15 protein-coding genes and 1 pseudogene are annotated in these 17,326 nt (G+C 69.3%); 6 read left to right on the top strand and 10 right to left on the bottom strand.

Annotation, left to right across the window (positions count from 1 at the left end; genetic code table 11):
- Positions 1-88: 88 nt before the first annotated feature.
- The 7 genes from AVL59_RS09685 to AVL59_RS09660 all read right to left on the bottom strand — a co-directional run bounded on the left by AVL59_RS09685 (position 89) and on the right by AVL59_RS09660 (position 5,605).
- Positions 89-388 (bottom strand): WXG100 family type VII secretion target, encoded by a 300-nt coding sequence (locus tag AVL59_RS09685; protein ID WP_067301605.1) that lies wholly within the window; start codon positions 386-388, stop codon positions 89-91.
- A gap of 77 nt (positions 389-465) precedes the next feature.
- Complete coding sequence (locus AVL59_RS09680) at positions 466-816, bottom strand: WXG100 family type VII secretion target (protein WP_067301602.1); 351 nt, start codon at positions 814-816, stop codon at positions 466-468.
- Positions 817-959: 143 nt separating this feature from the next.
- Positions 960-2,186, bottom strand: coding sequence for a S8 family serine peptidase (locus AVL59_RS47635; protein ID WP_308281851.1), 1,227 nt, complete (start codon positions 2,184-2,186; stop codon positions 960-962).
- A 90-nt stretch (positions 2,187-2,276) separates the two neighbouring features.
- A complete protein-coding gene (locus AVL59_RS09675; protein WP_067301599.1) occupies positions 2,277-4,076 on the bottom strand; it encodes a hypothetical protein in 1,800 nt (599 codons plus the stop codon).
- Positions 4,077-4,078: 2 nt separating this feature from the next.
- Positions 4,079-4,492 carry a hypothetical protein gene (locus tag AVL59_RS09670; protein ID WP_237281465.1) on the bottom strand — a complete coding sequence of 138 codons (414 nt, stop codon included), beginning with the start codon at positions 4,490-4,492 and terminating at the stop codon, positions 4,079-4,081.
- 264 nt (positions 4,493-4,756) lie between these two features.
- Positions 4,757-5,053, bottom strand: coding sequence for a hypothetical protein (locus tag AVL59_RS09665; protein WP_067301594.1), 297 nt, complete (start codon positions 5,051-5,053; stop codon positions 4,757-4,759).
- Positions 5,054-5,152: 99 nt separating this feature from the next.
- Positions 5,153-5,605: an ATP-binding protein gene (locus AVL59_RS09660; protein WP_067301592.1), complete on the bottom strand. Its 453-nt coding sequence runs from the start codon at positions 5,603-5,605 to the stop codon at positions 5,153-5,155.
- Between the two features lie 203 nt (positions 5,606-5,808).
- Between AVL59_RS09660 and AVL59_RS09655 the strand changes: the two genes are divergently transcribed.
- From AVL59_RS09655 to AVL59_RS47630, 3 genes and pseudogenes are all read left to right on the top strand, one after another.
- Positions 5,809-6,657 carry a helix-turn-helix domain-containing protein gene (locus AVL59_RS09655; protein ID WP_067301589.1) on the top strand — a complete coding sequence of 283 codons (849 nt, stop codon included), beginning with the start codon at positions 5,809-5,811 and terminating at the stop codon, positions 6,655-6,657.
- A 10-nt stretch (positions 6,658-6,667) separates the two neighbouring features.
- Positions 6,668-7,081 (top strand): DUF397 domain-containing protein, encoded by a 414-nt coding sequence (locus tag AVL59_RS09650; protein ID WP_067301587.1) that lies wholly within the window; start codon positions 6,668-6,670, stop codon positions 7,079-7,081.
- Positions 7,078-7,264: pseudogene (locus AVL59_RS47630) on the top strand (hypothetical protein); the annotation flags it as partial. The gene AVL59_RS09650 and the pseudogene AVL59_RS47630, both read left to right, overlap by 4 nt.
- A gap of 174 nt (positions 7,265-7,438) precedes the next feature.
- On the opposite strand, the gene mycP reads toward AVL59_RS47630, so the two are convergent.
- On the bottom strand, positions 7,439-8,776 hold the full coding sequence (gene mycP, locus AVL59_RS09640) for a type VII secretion-associated serine protease mycosin (protein ID WP_372450385.1): 1,338 nt from the start codon (positions 8,774-8,776) through the stop codon (positions 7,439-7,441).
- Between the two features lie 28 nt (positions 8,777-8,804).
- The gene (eccB, locus tag AVL59_RS09635) at positions 8,805-10,337 is read right to left on the bottom strand and encodes a type VII secretion protein EccB (protein ID WP_067301577.1); all 1,533 of its coding nucleotides are present in this window, start codon (positions 10,335-10,337) and stop codon (positions 8,805-8,807) included.
- A 207-nt stretch (positions 10,338-10,544) separates the two neighbouring features.
- Here eccB and eccE point away from each other — a divergent pair, with 207 nt between their 5' ends.
- The 3 genes from eccE to AVL59_RS09620 all read left to right on the top strand — a co-directional run bounded on the left by eccE (position 10,545) and on the right by AVL59_RS09620 (position 16,283).
- Entirely contained in the window at positions 10,545-11,918 is a 1,374-nt protein-coding gene (gene eccE, locus AVL59_RS09630; RefSeq protein WP_079146601.1) for a type VII secretion protein EccE, read from the top strand.
- Positions 11,919-11,923: 5 nt separating this feature from the next.
- A complete protein-coding gene (locus AVL59_RS09625; RefSeq protein WP_067317065.1) occupies positions 11,924-12,682 on the top strand; it encodes a hypothetical protein in 759 nt (252 codons plus the stop codon).
- A 310-nt stretch (positions 12,683-12,992) separates the two neighbouring features.
- Positions 12,993-16,283: an SCO5717 family growth-regulating ATPase gene (locus AVL59_RS09620; RefSeq protein WP_067301574.1), complete on the top strand. Its 3,291-nt coding sequence runs from the start codon at positions 12,993-12,995 to the stop codon at positions 16,281-16,283.
- 67 nt (positions 16,284-16,350) lie between these two features.
- Here the strand turns inward: AVL59_RS09620 and AVL59_RS09615 are convergent, their stop codons facing one another.
- A complete protein-coding gene (locus AVL59_RS09615) occupies positions 16,351-17,298 on the bottom strand; it encodes a bifunctional riboflavin kinase/FAD synthetase (RefSeq protein WP_067301572.1) in 948 nt (315 codons plus the stop codon).
- Between the last annotated feature and the right edge of the window lie 28 nt (positions 17,299-17,326).

Here is a 17,326-nt window from a genome sequence, read left to right as displayed (position 1 = left end):
TACCGGCTCACTTCCATGGCTCGGCACAACAGCAGGGTGGGCGCCTCCCGCGCGCGCCCACCCTGGAGTTGATTCTGCGAGCCTCGTCCTACTGGAAGTAGGTGGCCGCCTTCTTGTCGCCTTCCATGTACGTACCGCCGGACTGGCCGACGACGTGACCGATACCCCGCAGGGCCTCGTGGATGTCGTTCGCTTCCTTGTCCCAGCGCTGCAGCTTCTCGTGGAAGGTGCCCTGGGCCTGGCCCTCCCAGTACTGCTGGCTCTTCACGACCAGGCCGCGGAGCTCCGCCAGGTCCGACTCGAGCTGCTTCGCCTGGTTACCGATGCTGGTTGCGGCAATGTCGAGCCCGTCATAATGGACGGACAGCCCATCAGCGTTGTTGGCCATGCCTGTTACCTCGTCTCGCTGGTGCGTACGTGATGAGTGCGCCGGCTTCCCGGCGGATGTTTTCCGTCTCGCTCGACTTAGTAGGAGCTGAGGGAGGACGTCGGAACGGTCGGAGCGCCGTCCTGGAGGTCGATCTTGTTGACCGCCGCGCGGACTTCGTCTTCCTTGCTGTCCTTGATCTTGCGCGTCGTGGTCATCGCCTCGATGACGTCACCGAGAATGTTGCCGATGTTCCGCAGCGACTGGTTGATCTCGTACTGCTTCTTGTCGAACGCGGCGCGGCCGATGCCGTGCCACTGGCCCTCAAGGCCGTCGATGACGCCCTGGAGGGCGTGCACGTTCTTCTGGATGTTCTCGTACTTCTCCACCATCTGCTTCTCGAGGGTGACTACTGCGGCATCTTCGAGCTTCTGCTTTCCGCTGACCATGATCGTCCCTGCCTTTCGTGTGTCCGTTGTTGATCTGATGGTTTCGGCTCACCGCTGTTGGCTGTTGCTCCGAGCGGGGAACACGCAGTGCCTGCTCTGTCCGAACTGCATCGGGCTGCTATGGCTGTCGACGGCTGAGGAAGTCACCTGGCGCGTCGTGCCCGCGCGAGAGCCCATGCGCCGCCGCCGATCACGACGACCGCACCGGCGGCGCCCAGTGCGATCCAAGTGGTGTTGCTGCTACCACCATTTGACGACCCAGCACTCGATCCTGCCGCCGAGGTCGCGCCGGTGGAACCCTTTTGCTGGGGTTGTGACGTGGCTGATGCAGAGGAGGAAGGAGCGGCTTTGGGGGCCACAGGGGCCACGCTTGCCCACTCGTGACCGTCCTGTTTCTGGAGCGGATCGACATTGGCGGGACCGGGGTCGTAATTCTTGTCCGCCAGGACCACGCGGGGACGGATGACTCCGAAGCCGAGATACTTGCTGGGTTTGTCCTTCGGCCAGGTACGTCCAGCGGTGTCAAGAAGGGCCCGCTCAACCTGATACAGAGTCCAGTCGGGGTGTGCCGACCAGATCAAAGCGGCAGCGGCTGAGGTGAGTGCGGTGGCCGGGCTTGTGCCTTGGCGGTTGTCGCAATAGCGGACGGTACCGCCGTCGCAATAGCCTGGATAACCCTCGCCAGGAGCTGCCAGGTCGGCATAGCCTCCGCCCGAGGAAAAGCTGGACGCGGTTAGGGTCTTGTCGACCGACGCAACACCGATGACGTAGGGGTAGGAGGCGGGATAGTCGGCCTGGCTGTTCTTCCCGTCATTACCCACTGCTGCGATCAGTAGCTTGCCCTTCGAAAGCGCATATTTGACCGCAGCCTCGTCCTCGTCACTTCCCATGCCGCCGAACGAGAAACTGATGATCTTTGCGTCAGTATCGGCAGCGGCCCTCAGTGCCTGCGCCGGCTCCGGCGTCTTGGCCTCTTCCTTTGCCCCCTTGATCCCCTCGAGGTTGGTGCGGTAGGGAACGATCTTGGCTCCTGGTGCCAGCCCCTTCAGCCCACCGCCTGCCCCAGTACCTGCTATCAACTCGGCCATGCTCGTGCCATGGCCCGCGTAGTCGACCGTCGCGTGATAAGCCACCGCCTTGGGGACCTCATCGGTCAGAACCTGCCCCTTGAGCGACGGTGTGTTCGCGTTCACCCCGCTGTCGATGAGCGCGATCTTGACTCCCTTCCCCGTGCTTACCTTCCACATCTGTTCGGCTTGCATGGGGCTCAGGTACCACTGCTTCGACTGTTCGTCGGACGCAGCGGCACCTGGGGCCAAGCCCACGGTCACAACGGTCAGGGCGCCGACAACTGCACCCACCGCGCGCACTCGTCTTCCGCGGTGCACCCTGCGGAGCTCAGCCTGCTCGGCTCGTCGGCTGATCCCTGACTTCATGGCGTTGAATATCCTCGCTCGCGTTCAGTTGATGACCGGCGGCACGTCGCGCCGGGGGCTGTTCGGCAGGTGTGTCTCTTCGTCTTCGACCAGGTAGTCGGGCCGCGATGTCCCGTCCGTCTTCCGCCCCCCGCCGTGCCGTCCGTTCTGGCCTGCTCCGCGTGTGAGACCGGCACCACCACGGGTCATGCCGTTGCGCTCGGCTCCCGCCGCGGATGTGCGTTCGCTCGGCCGTCCGGTGACGGCCTCGGACGTTCCCGCACGGGCGCGGGAACCAGTCGTACCCGAGCCGGGCCGCGGCGTGGACTCGGACTCGGGCGTTCCGAAGACACCGCGCTGGCCGAGACGGCCAGTCGTGGGACGGGAGTTGGCCTCTTCCTCACCGCCGACGACCGTGCCGCGCGGAATCCGCGACCCGTTCTTCGACGACGGATTCGTCGTGGAGGGCCGTCCCCCGACGACGCCGTTGGTGCGGCCGGCGCCGGTGGTCGGCCCGTTCGTCGCGTGCGATGCTGGCGTGCCTGCGGGGCGCGGCGTACCGCCCGTGACTCCTCGGCCCATGGGAGAGGTCGTCCTCGGTCCGGAACCGGTGCCCTTGACAGCGGACTGGCCAGTCGATGTGGCACGCCCCATCTGGTCCATGGGCCCTCGCCCTGTGGAGCGTCCGGAGCCCGGATTGGTCAGCTCGGACGTACCCGCGCGCCCCTGAGCCGTCGGCGGGTTACGGAATCCGCCGGCGCCGCTCACGTTCCGGCCTGAGGTGGGGTTCGGCATGGGCAGCCTGAAGCCACCGCCGTCAAACACATTGGGCTGGCTGCCACCTGTGGGAGGTGTACCGGTGACCGGCGGAGTGTGGCTGGGACCGGGTGTGGTGGTCGTGGGTGGCGGCAGCGTGCCGGTGCTGTCGATGTGCGTACCGACCGGCGCCTCTGGATGCCTGACCGGAACCGTGGCCGTGGCGTGGTGTACAGGTGCCGGCACGCCGCTTGCGTCAGGCAGAACAGCGTGATGCACCGGCTCCACCGTCGCATGATGCCCCACGACAGCGCTCGTACCGGTGCTTTGATGACCGTGCGAAGCGGATTCCTGCGGAGCGGAAACGTCAGACTTTGGATGGGGCACCCCGACGTTCGGGAGGTTGCCGAAGTCAGGCGCGCTCTTGTGCAATTCCTGCAGCGACTGGGTCGACACCGCGTAGTACGACGCCAACCGGTTCATCTGGTTGACCGCCTCTTGACGGTGCTTCTCCACCTTTACGGCAGTGGCATAGCCCTCTTTGTCCGACACCTTTTCGGCCGCCGTGAATTTCTCGGGCCGCGCCGGAACCGCTCTCGTATCGCGGGGAATCTTCATTGCGTTGCGAACAGACGCCAGCCCCTCAGCGGCAGTAGCGATCGAGTCACCGGCCCCGCCCGCGAAGTCGGCGAGCCCATGTGCATGTGTAACGAGATTGCCGCCCCACGTGCGGAAGTCGTCACCTGCCTTGCCGACCCAGGGAACCGTGTCGAACTTGCCCTTGAGCGTGTCAGCTGCCGCCTTGATGGCATCGCGCGCGTCCCAGAGGGCCCGACCGGATGACTCCAGGTCCTCCGGGTTCGTCTGCTCAACCAGGTCGATCATTGCGTTGAGGTCATAGTCGTCGAATTCCGTACGCTTGACCATGGCCTGCCCGTACGGGGTGGCCTTGGCAAAGGAACGAAGGATTTCAACAGGATTGAAGAAGAGACCGCCAGTGCTGGGCTGATCGCCGAGGCCCCGGGCGACGTCGGTGAAATTGTTCTCCGCGGAGACCCGCTCCATGTCCGCCTTGTGCTTGTCGGTCATACTCAGAGCGCTCCCTTCTCGCCACCGTCGGTGTTCTTGTCGCTGTGCGGATTGAGGTGTTGGATCTCCTTCTGGATCTCGTAGAACCTGCGCCGCTGCTCTTCCTCGAGGTCGCTGAAGGTGCCGTGCGCCCCCGTGACGGCGATGCCGATCGCCTCGATCTGCAGATGCAGGGTCTTGGACAGGTTCGTGAGGGCCTGGTGGACCTCGTTGAACGTCCCGTACAGGGCATCAGCCTCATGGAATCCTGCAGACCCGCTGCGGAGCGACGTGTGCCGGATCGCCTGGTCTCCGACTCGAGTCGGATTGCCGGCCGACTTCTCAAGATCCTGCAGAACGCCATCCACCGTCTTGACGAACTGCCTCAGAGCGTTAGCACTGACCTTGAGGTTCGCCGCCGACTCGCCCCCGCTCATATTCCTCCCCGTTTCCCCGTACACCATCGACCCACGACCGGATCGCGGCGGACCGTCCACCCGCCGTACGACCGCAACGCAAGCCGCGTCTCAACGCACCTGTCCACTGTAGTCAACCCGCCCAACCGGTCCAACCGGCATATGTATTGACTCGGTCACGACACCGGGCCGGGCCCTATGATTTGCCCGATTTGCATGCGCATGGCCGGGAGAAGGTGGCCAGCCAGCCATGCACACTTGCGGCACCGACCGATTCGGACGTGGTCACGCCCACCCGGGCAGCATCGTTCGGATCTTTGCAGAACTTCCACACAGGACAGATACGGCTGGTGAGTCCCAGGATTCTGGTGCCTTGTCGGAGCGCGCGATCACGAGGACTCCGTCGAGGTCGACCGTCGCTTCTCGGTGCGCGTGCAGGGCGTCCATGACCGCCAACATCCAGGCATGGCAGTGGACTTCGAATCTTGCGGTGCGGATGACCGACAGCGCCTTGTCACCGAAGCCGGCCCGGGCGTCGATCAGGTGAGAGGCGGTGGGGTCGGAGGTGACCGGCGCGAACACGGCTGCCTCGGCCCGCGGATATCACCCGGCCAAGGCCGATCCTGCGGATGGCCTCGACGAGAAGACGCTCGCCGAAGGCGGGAAGCCAACCAGGCGTGATTACGAGAAGTCACTACTCTGACAGTCCGCCCACAGCAGCTTCCCGCCCCTGGACGCCCCCAGCTCCCGCAGCACGGAGACACCCCACGCATCGGCACAGGCCCGCACGAGCTGCAGGCCACGCCCGCTTTCCGCGTCGCCCTCCGACTCCGTTACGGCGACGGGTGCGACGCCGTCGGCCGCGAACCCGGGTGGCACGCGCGGGTCCGCGTCCCATACGGCCACCGTCACCCGTCCCGACCCCCTGCCGAGGAGCCGGAGCGCGTAGGGCCCTGCGGTGTGCAGATGCGCGTTGGCGAGCAGCTCGGCGGCCACGAGTTCGGCGGTCGGGGTGAGCAGGGAGAGGTCATGCGCGGCGAGGACGGTACGGAGGGTCGCGCGGGCGATCCCCGGTGCGCGTGGATCGTGCGGGAGATGGAGGGTGTAGGTCCAGGGCTTGGATACGGTGGACATCAAAGTCTCCGTTCTGACCAGGAGGTTGGGGTGCGGATGTTCGATTGCCCAGTGACCGTCGCCGCTCCGTCGAGCGGGGCACTTCTGGGCGGGGACCCAGTTGTAAGGTAGCGGCGATCGAGTAATGCATTACACGGTCTCGCGAAAATGCATTTCGATCCACCCGTGTGAGTGACAGGCGGGGCAACGAGGAGGACAAGCCCGTGAGATCCAACCCGACGGGTCGCCAACTCCGCTTGGGCACCGAGCTGCGCAAACTACGTGAGAACGCCGGTCTGACGGCCACCGAGGCCGGTCAACTGCTGGGCTCCAAACAGACGCTGGTCAGCAACATCGAGGCAGGCCGTGCCGGAGTGAGCCCCGAACGGGTCCGCGCGCTGGCCGGTCACTACGGCTGCTCGGACCCAGCCCTGGTCGAGGCCCTCGCCGCCATGACCGGCGACCGGAAACGCGGCTGGTGGGAGGAGTACCGCGAGATCCTGCCGAGCGCACTGCTCGATCTGTCCGAGCTGGAGCACCACGCCCGCTCACTGCGCGACTCCACCACAGCCCGTATCCCCGGCCTGCTCCAGACCCGCGAGTACGCGCTCGAAATCTTCCGTCAGGCAGTCACCGAACTCCCGCCGCCCGACATCGAGCACCGGCTGTCCTTTCGCATCAAGCGGCAGGCAATCCTCTTCCGAGGGGACAACCCGACCCCGTACGAGGCGATCATCCACGAGGCCGCACTGCGCATGAAGGTCGGCGGCTCCAGAGTTGCCCGCCAGCAGCTGCAGCATCTCCTCGACATGAGCGAACGCGACCACATCACCCTGCGCACCATCACGTTCGGTGTCGGCGCCTACCCGGGCTCCGGTCAGTCCATCTTCTACGCCTACGGCCCGGTGCCGCAGTTGGACACCGTCCAGCTCGATCAGTCCCACGGCGTGACATTCCTCGACGCCGACGCCCAACTACACAAGTACCGAACGCTCTTCGACCGGGTCGACGCCGTCGCACTCAGCCCGGACAAGACCCGCGACCACATCCATGACCTGATGCGAGAGCTGTGAGGGACCACCGATGAACCCGAGCTGGCAGAAGTCCTCTTATTGCAGCGAGGGCAACGCCTGCATATACATCGCCGCCACCCCCGGCACCATCCACCTCACCGAATCCACCGACCCCACCGGAGCGGTCCTCACCACCACCCCGGCCGCCTTCCGTTCCCTCCTCACCGCCCTCAAGCAGGAACCGGCCCCCGCCAACCGGAGCGACGAGGGCGATGCCCCGTTCCGCCTCCGCTCGGCGGACATCATGGTCACGACCACCCGCCACAAGTGGAACGCCTTCGTACTCGGCGTACGGGCAGGCGAGTTCGACCACTTCGTCGAGGACATCGACGGCGAGTACGACTCCGGCACTAGAACCTCACCCGGCTCCCAACGGCTGTGTCACAGACCTACAAACGACGGCTACATCGCGAGTGTGTTGTGACATCGGAGTACACGCGGGGGCCGAGCCGGACCGTCAGTCGCGAGTGGGCCATCGGACGGGGGGGAGAGCGGTCGGCCGGAGGCGACGGAGACTTTCCGCTTCGACAGCGCGGAGTTGCGCGGGCCGTTGCGCGACACCGTCCTCAAAGCCGGCTGGACCTGGCGCGGCGTGGTCTTCGGCCAGCAGCGACGCGTAGTCGTCGAAGTAGTGGGACGTGCCGGAGTCGTCGGCCGTGAGGCGGTAGCCCTCCAGGTCGTCCCGGGCCTGCTGTACCGCACCGGTCGGTTCGTGGTCGTTCCATGACATGCCATCGGAGACGCCGAAGCCTTGTATGGCCGCGAAGAAGCCGATACCGGCTCAGCCGGTCTTCGCCCGCCCCCCGCGGCGGCGTCGCGCATCGCGGACCGCGACGGCCGTGCCGCTCAGGCCCGCCACCATGACGAGGCTTCCGACCACCACGTAGGTGGACATACGGGTGTCCCGCTCCTGGGCCGTCTCGCCGATGTGCAGGGGCGTCACGGACGGCGCCTCGCCCCTGACCACGCCGTCCTCGGGCGAGGGGGATGCCACGGGGTGCTCCGGGTCGACGTCCGTGAGCGCCTTCTCCGGGTCCACGACGCCCCAGCCCACCAGCCGGTCGTGCCCCGGGATGGAGCGTTCCGCGGTCTGTTCGATCTGGGCGACGACCTGCTGGGCCGACCATTTCGGGTACTTGGACTTGAGCAGAGCTGCGACACCCGCCACGTACGGCGCCGAGAAGCTCGTGCCGTTGTCCGAGCAGTGACCGCCGCCGGGAACGGTGGAGATCATGTCGACACCGGGAGCGGCGACTCCCACGAAATCTCCCGACTGTGAAAAGGGAGCCCGTTCGTTGTTGCGGTCGGATGCCGCCACCGCCAGGACGCCCGGGTACGACGCCGGGTACGTCACCTTGACGTTGCCGCCCAGGCCGTCGTTGCCGGCCGAGGCCACGACGACGACCTTGTTGTGCAGGGCGTAGTTCACGGCGTTCAGCAGCGTCTGGCCGCCCGCGACTGCGTTGGCCGTGTCCTGGGAGATGTTGATGACGTCCGCGCCCTTTTTGACCGCGTCCGTGATCGCCTTGGCCAGCGTGGCCGTCGTGCCGTCACCGTCCGCGTCGTTCTGCTTGATCGGGATGATCGTCGCGTCCGGGGCCAGGCCCACGAAGCCCGTGCCCGACGCCTTGCGGGCCGCGATGATGCCCGCCACGCGGGTGCCGTGGCCGACGGTGTCCGTGGTGCCGGAGGCGTTGCCGCGGTCTATCTTCTCTCCCTTGGAGTTCTTGGGCGGCAGCAGGTTTTCACCCTTGGACACTTCCACGGCCTTGCTGAGCTGTGGGTTCTTGACGTCGACCCCGGTGTCGATGACGGCCACCCTGACGTTCTTGCCCGTCGAAACCGCCCACAGCTCGTCCAGGTTGACGCGTTGCAGCGCCCACGGTCGGCCGGAGTATTTCTTCGACGGGAACGTGCACTGACCGTCGTCCGCCCGGGCCGAGGTGGCCGGGAGGGCGATCACGGTGGTCGTCGTGGTGAGCGCCACCGCGGCGGCCGTCACCACCGTACGAACCGCCACCGTACGGGCCACCGTCATACCAGCCGGCACCGCGCGGGGCACCGTCGCTCCGGCCGTCGCCGTAGGACTCCCGGTCCCCGACATCCTTGCCTTCAGCATGAGTCCGCTCTCCTCCGCCGCCCCGCCGTCACGAACCCTGCGGCTGCCGTGCCGCCGCCTCGGACAAGCGCGGGCCCGTCGGCAGGAACGTCGACCACGCCATGGGGATGGGAGCGGGGGTCACCTTCTCGTAGCCGAGCCGGATCTGGGCGATCTTGGCCTCGCTCAGCTCATCCTTGCGCTGGTGGGCGGAGGTGCCGATGCCCTTGTCGTCGGTGGCGCTGTCGCTGTTGGACTGGAGGGCGTAGCGCAGGCCCGTGTCGGTGACCAGGAAGACGCCGCCGACCGAGGTCTCCGTGCCCTGGAACTGGCGGTAGAGCTGGCCGGAGCCCGGCGTGGCGTATGCGCTGGAGGAGCCGGTGGGCAGCTGGGCGGGGAAGTCCGTGCCCACCCAGGTCGACAGGGTGGTGCTGCCGTCGTTGGCGACGGAGTTCAGGACGTTGCAGACCGTGTTGCGGCCGCTGGTGGTGTGCGAGCCGTCGTTCACCATCCGCGGCTTGCCCGTCGGCCAGTTCTTCTGCTCCGAGAACGGCGTGCTGTCGGCGACCGAGGCGGGGCTGACCTGCTGCGCCTCGCCGGCCTGGCCGGTGCCGCCGAGGGCGCCGCTGTTGAGGAGCAGTGTGGCCGTGAACTCGGAGATGCCGGCCACCTTGCCCTGGAGCACGACGTAGTAGCGCATCGTCTGGCCGTCGTACGCCTTCACGACCTCGCCGACCTTGTCGTACTCGCCCAGCAGGCTGGAGGCGTTCGCCTTCTGGCCCGGCGTGCCCTGGATGGGCGGGATCGCGATCGGGGAGCCCTTGTGCAGGGTGTCGAGCCACTCCTGCGAGACGCGCTGCGGGGCGCGGCCCTGGGTGTCGAGGGCTCTGAGCAGCTCCCGGTTGTCCGCGCCGGCCGACTTCTGGATCTCGTACGCCGTGCCCTGGGCGTCCACGACGTACTGGGTCTTGCCGTCCGGGCCGACGACGTACATCAGGTCGCCGCCGGTGAGCTCGGCGGACCCTTCCGTCTTGGACCATTCCTTCTTCGCGAGGACGAAGGCCGCCTTCTGGATGGCCCGGCCACCGTCGCCGGGGCGTTCGCAGACCGCCCAGCGCTTGGCGGCCGAGGCCTCGTCCGAGGAGGGCAGGCGGTCGGGAGCGTAGGGGATACCGATGGTCGCGCCGTGCGGGGGCTTGCCGCTGTCGAGAACCTTCTCGTCCACGGTGATGACGCTGGCCTTGCTGGGGTCCAGGAGGAGCTTGGCCGAGGCCATGTTGAGAACCGGGTGCAGTTGGGTCTGCTTGCCCGTCTTCAGTACGACATACCGAGTCGTGGACTTGCTGGCGACGATGACGTGCTCTTCCGGCTCGTCCCAGCCCTTGGGTGCCGTCGGGCTGAACATGCCGACTGCGCCGAACACCGCGAGGACCACGGCGCCGACGACGAGGCCGGGCACCAATGCACTCAGCGGCTTGGGAGCGCCCTCCTCTGAGCCGGAGGGCGAGGGCTGCAGGAATGACGCGAGCGTACGGCGCTTCGCGAAGGTGTAGGCGTTGAGTTCGTCCCGCCGTGATGCCATCTGTGTCCGCTCTCTCCCCGTTGCGGAGCCGTGGGGGACCTGTGAAGATCCGTCCCCCGCCCTCGGTTGCCTCTGGTGCCTCGACTGTCAGACCCGGCCCCTACTATGCCTGTTGCGCGGGCCTGCTTGTGGCACGGGTAGGGTGCTCAGGGTTTGCAGAGACCGGAGCGCTAGGGTTTTCGGGAGAGTTCGGGGGTTTTGGCAGTGATGGCTTCCGCAACGCGGGCCCGGTCGCGATCGCAATCGGGATCACGACCGGGTGACTCGGGCCGGTCGGGTGGCCGCGACTCTTCCTCCTCCTCCCAGTCGGGCGCCCGGCAGACCTCCGCGTCCTCCCAAGGGGCTTTCACGCCGCATCTGGTGTCGCGCTCGGGGCGCGGCGGTTCGTTCGCGGTGCAGCGGCTGGTGCTGCTGGAGATCGCGGGCGCGCTCGTGGTGTGCGGGTGGCTGGTCGGTACGGTCGCGATGATCGCCGCCATCGCGCTCTCCGTAGTAATCGTGGTGCTGGCCGTCGTACGACGGCGGGGGCGCTCTCTGCCGGAATGGCTCGGCACGCTGCTGGCGCTGCGGGCCCGCAGACGGCGAGCTGCGGGTACACCGGTCCCGCCGGGAACCGACTCCGGTCTCGCGCCTGCCGCGGAGTGCGACCCGAGCCTGCGTACCTGCAGCTACACCCGCGGCGACGACCGCGACCAGCGGCCGATCGGCATGGTGGGCGACGGTGGTTTCCTCACCGCGGTGCTCCAGGTGGAGTCGGACGCGGACGCGCTGCGCGCGGAGCGCATGCGCAGGCCGCTGCCGGTGGCCCTCGTACGGGACGTCCTCGAAGTCGACGGGATCCGGCTGGAGTCGGCGCAGATCGTGGTGCACACGCAGCCGGCACCCGCGCTGCACCTGCCCCAGCAGTCGGTCGTGGTCAACAACTACGCGCCGTTGCAGGCCCAGACGGGCTCACCCGCGGTGCGCATCACGTGGATAGCGCTGAAGCTCGATCCCGAGCTGTGTCCGGAGGCGGTGGCCGCGCGCGGCGGCGGTCTGCTGGGGGCGCAGAAGTGTCTGGCGCGCTCGTCCGAGCACCTGTCGAGCCGTCTGACCGGCGCAGGGTTCCGGGCGAGTGTGCTCACCGAGGAGGAGCTGACCGCCGCCATCGCCACCTCCGCCTGCGCCAACCCGATGGTGACGGCTCAGGCGTCCCAGGCCGGGCGGGGCGAGGCGCCGCAGCGCCGTACCGAAGAGTCCAGCCGCAGCTGGCGTTGCGACAACCGCCGTCACACCACCTACTGGGTGCGCCGATGGCCCCAACTGAGCGGATCGGGCCAATCGCTGGCGCAGTTGGTGGCGCAGCTGACGACGGTACCCGCGCTGGCGACGACCTTCAGTCTGACGCTGGCCAAGGGTGCGCAGCAGGACGTGTCCATCACCGGCCACGTGCGGATCACCGGGCGCAGCAAGCAGGAGCTGACCAACGCACGGCGCGATCTGGAGCAGGCGGCGCGGCAGGCGCGGACCGGGCTCGCACGTCTGGACCGTGAGCAACTCCCTGGCGTTCTAGCCACCCTGCCGCTCGGAGGAGCCCGCTGATGGCCATGACGACATCGCCTGCCCCGTCGGGCACGACCCCGCCGACACCGAGCCTCGGCGCGCGACTGCGCACCGGCTTCGGCCTGCTGGGCCCCCGTCATCCGCGGCACGCGCTGTCCGTGGAGCAGGCCGAAACGCTGTTCCTGCCCATAGGGGACGACGGCGTGGTCGCCGGGATCGATGCCGAGGGCCAGCCGGCCGTGCTGGGGATAAACCGGCCGACGCCGTACGACGTCGTGCTGATCGGCGGGCTGTGGACGGCTCAGGTGCTGGCGCTGCGTACGGCGGCGACGGGGGCGCGGGTCGCCGTGGAGACGGGCCGGCCGCAGGCCTGGATGCAGATGGTGCACGCCATGGGCGGGGGGCAGAACGGGCTCGCCGTGCACGACGTGGGCCGGGTCCCGCCGCAGGGTGCCTCGGCCGGTACGCCCGTGCTCGTGGTGCGGGACTGCGGTATGCGGCCGCCGCGCGGGCGCACGGTGTCGGGGCCCTGGCAGTCGGTTCTGACCCTGCTGCCGTATCTCAGCCCGGTCGCCCCGCGGTTGCTGCGGCAGGCCCGGCTCGCCGGTATCCAGCGGGTCTCGCCGGACGAGGCGGCGGAACTGGGCCGCACCATGGGGCTGACCCGGACCGAGGCGGAGTCGCTGCCCGCGCTGCCCGACGGCGTGACGCTGTGGTGCACCGACCGCGACCGGCAGTATGTGATGACCCAACCCACCGATGCCGAGATCGGATTGTTGGGCACACCGCGACGCATGGACTGATGGGGCCGAACTGCCCCGTCTCGTCCGGTTTATTCAACTCTTCTTCGTTACTCCTGCGTGGATTGTTCGACGTTTGTTCGCGGCTGGCGTCGTCGGCCGCGAGCCGAGAGGTGGGCGGGGCTGCCGAGGTGTGCCTCGTGGTGATTAGGCTGGGAGCGGGCGCGATGCCAGAACCCGTGGACCAGGCGTCGTCACCCCAGGGGGAGGGCCGGTGGATTCGGACTGCCTCGAACGACTACGGACGACGTGAACGACACGACATGGTCGCCCCGGCACGGCACAAGGGTGCTCGACCACACCAGGAGGAACTGTGAGCAGCGATCGGGACGGGATCCGCGGGGGCTGGGCCACACCCGGCGATGACCAGCCCGACGCGGAGTCGGCCTTCGAGACCACCGGCGAGTTCACCATCGACTACGCCCCGCCCGCCTGGTACACGCAGAACGCGTCCGGGACCTCGGGTGGTTCCGGCACCACGGGCGGCGCGGCTCCGGCCGCCTCCGGCCCCGACGGTGTGAGCGGCGCCGGTGACCCGAGCGGTTCCGGTACGGCGGGCGGTCCGGGCGGTGTCGGTGCCGCGCCGCCTCCGCCGTTCCCTCCGCAGGCGCCCGTTGCGGGCCCGACCCCACCGCCGCAGGGGACTCCGGCGGCCGGTACGGCGATGCCAGGGGCCCCGTACGCCCCGCCCGCCCCCGGTCCCGCGGCACCTTACGCTCAGCCTGCCCCCGGCCCGGCGGCGCCGTACGCCCCGCCCGCCCCGCCTGCCCCTGCTCAAGGGGCCCCGTACGCTCCCTCCGCGCCGGCTCCCGGTCCCGGGGCACCGTACGCCGCGCACACTCCGCCTGCCGGGAACCCGGTTCCGATGCCGAGGCTGCCCGAGGGGTTCGAGCTGCAGCAGCCGCAGGCCCCGCAGCAGCCTCAGCAGGAGCCCCCTGTTCCTGCCGCTCCGGTCGCTCCGTCCCTCGCGCCCGTCCCACAGCCCGAGTCGGACAGCGGTGACCTGGAGAGCGGGGCGACGATGAAGTTCTCCGCCGTCGCCCTGAAGCGCGAGATGGCCGAGATCGCGGAGCGCAACGCTGCCGCCGAGAAGGCGGCCGAAGCCGGGAACGAGGCCTCCGCAGAGGACGCCCCGGAGGACGCCGGACCGGCCGACGGCGACGACAAGGGTGCCGCCGACGGCGAGGGCGCGCGGGCCGAGGCGGAGCCTTCCGCGCCGGACGAGTCGGGTACGGACGGCTCCGGGCAGGGCGCCGAGGCCGACGTTTCCGAGGCGGCCGATGCCACCGATGCCGAGGAGACCGGCGTCGACGCGCCAGTGGCCTCCGGGTCCGAGGAGAACGAGGCCGCGACCGAGACCGGCGCGGACGTCGAGGCCGAGAACAAGGCCGAGGGCGACACCGCCGCCGAGGCTGCGGTCCCGGGACCGGCCCAGGACGATACGGCCGCCGAAACCCCCTCCGACGCGGCGAAGTCCACGGACACGGACGCCGTACCGCGCAACGGCACGCCCGAGAGCGGTGCTCCGCAGGACACCGCCCCCCAGGACGCGCCGCCCGCCTGGACTCCCCCGCCGACGCCGCAGGACGGGATGCCTCCGTTGCCGCCGTCGTACCAGCCGGCCGCTCCCGCCCCCGCGGCCCAGTGGCCCGCGCAGGGCGCACCGCAGCAGCCGGGCCCGACGCCCGGTCAGCAGCCGGCTGCCGCGCAGGGCCCCGCGGGCGTGCCCGGACAGCAGCCGCCGTTCCAGCCGCAGGCACCCCAGCCCGCGCCCGCCGCATGGAACCAGCCCGGCACCCCCGCTCCGCCGGCTCCCGCGCAGCCCGTACTGCAGCCCGGTCAGCCCTACGCCCCGGGAACCCCCGGCGTCCCCGGCGCACCCGGCCCTATGGCCGACCAGCCCGCGCCCCCCGCACCGCAGCCGAACCCCGGCATGCCCACTCCGCCGAGCGGTTACGGCTTCCCGCCGCCCCCGGCCCCGAACGGCCCCAACCCGCAGGGGGGTTACGGCTTCCCGCCGCCCGGCGTGCCCAACCCCGCTGCCCAGCCCGGCGGTTACGGCTTCCCTCCGCAGGGTCAGCAGGCGGCCCCTGGCGGCCCCGCACCGCAGTCCGGCTACGGCTTCCCGCCGCCGGGACAGCAGCCTCAGCCCCCGCAGAACCCCGAGTCCGCCCAGGCTCCGCAGCAGCCCGCCGATCCTCGGGCCGGTGCCGCCTGGCCACAGCCCATCCAGCACGACCAGCGGCAGCCGACCAACCCGGGTGCAGCGCCACTGGGTTACACCGCGGCCGTGGAGCTCTCTTCGGACCGGCTGCTCAACAACAAGAGGCAGAAGGCGAAGAGCGGCCGGCCCGCCGCTGCCGCGTCCCGCTTCAAGCTGGGCGGGAAGAAGGAGGAGGCCGAGCGGCAGCGAAAGCTGGAGCTGATCCGCACGCCGGTGCTGTCCTGCTACCGCATCGCGGTCATCAGCCTCAAGGGCGGTGTCGGCAAGACCACCACGACCACCGCCCTCGGCTCCACGCTCGCCTCCGAGCGGCAGGACAAGATCCTCGCCATCGACGCCAACCCGGACGCCGGTACGCTCGGGCGACGCGTGCGCCGGGAGACGGGGGCGACCATCCGTGACCTGGTCCAGGCGATCCCGTACCTGAACTCGTACATGGACATCCGGCGGTTCACGTCCCAGGCGCCCTCCGGACTGGAGATCATCGCCAACGACGTCGACCCGGCCGTCTCCACCACGTTCAACGACGAGGACTACCGGCGCGCGATCGACGTGCTCGGCAGGCAGTACCCGGTCATCCTCACCGACTCGGGCACGGGCCTGCTGTACAGCGCCATGCGCGGGGTGCTCGACCTCGCCGACCAGCTGATCATCATCTCGACCCCGTCGGTCGACGGTGCGAGCAGCGCGAGTACGACGCTGGACTGGCTGTCCGCGCACGGGTACGCCGACCTCGTCTCGCGGTCGATCACCGTGATCTCCGGAGTGCGCGAGACCGGCAAGATGATCAAGGTCGAGGACATCGTGTCGCACTTCGAGACGCGCTGCCGCGGCGTCATCGTGGTGCCCTTCGACGAGCACCTGGCCGCCGGTGCCGAGGTCGACCTCGACATGATGCGACCGAAGGTGCGGGAGGCGTACTTCAACCTCGCGGCCATGGTCGCCGAGGACTTGGTGCGGCACCAGCAGTCGCACGGGCTGTGGACCAGCGACGGCAACCCGCCACCCGTGGCCGCCCCGCCGATGCCCGGTCAGCCGATGCCCGGTCAGCCGATGCCCGGTCAGCCGATGCCGGGTCAGCCGATGCCGGGTCAGCCCATACCGGGTCAGCCGATGCCGGGTCAGCCGATGCCGGGTCAGGCCTACCCGCCGCAGGGGCAGCAGCCGTATCCGCCCCAGCAGGGCCAGCCGGGCCAGCCGTACCCGCAGGCCCCCGGCCAGCAGCTGTACACCGGGCCGCCGCAGCCGTATCCGGCGCAGCAGGCACAGCCGCAGGCCCCGGGCCAGCCCTACCCGCCGCAGGCTCCCGGTCAGCCCTACCCGCCGCAGCAGGGCCACCAGCAGCCTCCGCAGGGGCAGCAGCAGCCGCCCCAGCAGTAGGACGGCATGCAGAAGGGCGGCCGGTGCGTCTTCCGCACCGGCCGCCCTTTCGCTGTGCGAAAAGGACTTACTCCTCCTCCGCCACGATCTCCCGGCACCGCTTCACATCCGCGGCCATCTGCTCCAGCAGGGCGTCCAGCGACTCGAACTTCGCCTGGCCGCGCACGTACGCCAGGAAGTCGACGGCGACATGCAGCCCGTACAGGTCGAGGCCGACGCGGTCGATGGCGTACGCCTCCACCGTGCGCTCGGTGCCGTCGAACTGCGGGTTGGTGCCGACGGAGATCGCGGCCGGCATGACTTCCCCCTGCGCGTGCAGGTAACCGGCGTACACACCGTCGGCGGGGATCGCGGTGTGCGGGAGCGTCTCGACGTTGGCCGTGGGGAAGCCCAGCTCGCGGCCGCGCTGGGCGCCGCGGACGACCACGCCCTCCACCCGGTGCGGACGGCCCAGGATCTCGCGGGCACCGGCCACGTCGCCCTCGGCGACCAGGCGCCGGGTCAGGGTCGAGGAGAACGGCTCGCCGCCGCCCGCCGCACCGGAGACGTACAGGTCCACGACCTCCACCTCGAAGTCGTGGTTCTTGCCCTGCTCGGCGAGGAACTCCACGTTGCCGGCGGCCTTGTGGCCGAAGCGGAAGTTCGGGCCCTCGACGACCGCCCTGGCGTGCAGCTTGTCGACCAGGACCTTGGCCACGAACTCGGCGGGCGAGAGCTTCGAGAACTCGGTGGTGAAGGGGAGGATGAGCACCGCGTCCACGCCCAGGTCCGCCATCAGCTCGGCGCGGCGGTGGTGCGGGGCGAGCAGGGGCGGGTGACTGCCGGGGCGGACGACCTCGCTGGGGTGCGGGTCGAAGGTGACGACGACGGCCGGGGCGCCCAGCTCGCGGGCGCGGTCGACGGCGTGCTTGATGATCAGCTGGTGGCCGCGGTGGACGCCGTCGTAGGAACCGATGGTGACGACGCTGCGCCCCCAGTCCTGGGGAATGTCCTCCAAGCCACGCCAGCGCTGCACTGTGACCGCTCCTCGAACCCGTGTCCGT

Source organism: Streptomyces griseochromogenes, assembly GCF_001542625.1.
Lineage (GTDB): Bacteria > Actinomycetota > Actinomycetes > Streptomycetales > Streptomycetaceae > Streptomyces > Streptomyces griseochromogenes.
Note: the sequence above shows the minus strand (reverse complement) of the source record. Positions and strands in the feature narration are given on the sequence as shown.

Bases quoted from the DNA above. Each gene is read 5' to 3' on its own strand.
- AVL59_RS09675 (WP_067301599.1), bottom strand. From the start codon at position 4,076: ATGACCGACAAGCACAAGGCGGACATGGAGCGGGTCTCCGCGGAGAAC.
- AVL59_RS09625 (WP_067317065.1), top strand. From the start codon at position 11,924: ATGACGACATCGCCTGCCCCGTCGGGCACGACCCCGCCGACACCGAGC.
- mycP (WP_372450385.1), bottom strand. From the start codon at position 8,776: ATGCTGAAGGCAAGGATGTCGGGGACCGGGAGTCCTACGGCGACGGCC.
- AVL59_RS09660 (WP_067301592.1), bottom strand. From the start codon at position 5,605: ATGTCCACCGTATCCAAGCCCTGGACCTACACCCTCCATCTCCCGCAC.
- eccB (WP_067301577.1), bottom strand. From the start codon at position 10,337: ATGGCATCACGGCGGGACGAACTCAACGCCTACACCTTCGCGAAGCGC.
- eccE (WP_079146601.1), top strand. From the start codon at position 10,545: ATGGCTTCCGCAACGCGGGCCCGGTCGCGATCGCAATCGGGATCACGA.
- AVL59_RS09685 (WP_067301605.1), bottom strand. From the start codon at position 388: ATGGCCAACAACGCTGATGGGCTGTCCGTCCATTATGACGGGCTCGAC.
- AVL59_RS09650 (WP_067301587.1), top strand. From the start codon at position 6,668: ATGAACCCGAGCTGGCAGAAGTCCTCTTATTGCAGCGAGGGCAACGCC.
- AVL59_RS09680 (WP_067301602.1), bottom strand. From the start codon at position 816: ATGGTCAGCGGAAAGCAGAAGCTCGAAGATGCCGCAGTAGTCACCCTC.
- AVL59_RS09670 (WP_237281465.1), bottom strand. From the start codon at position 4,492: ATGAGCGGGGGCGAGTCGGCGGCGAACCTCAAGGTCAGTGCTAACGCT.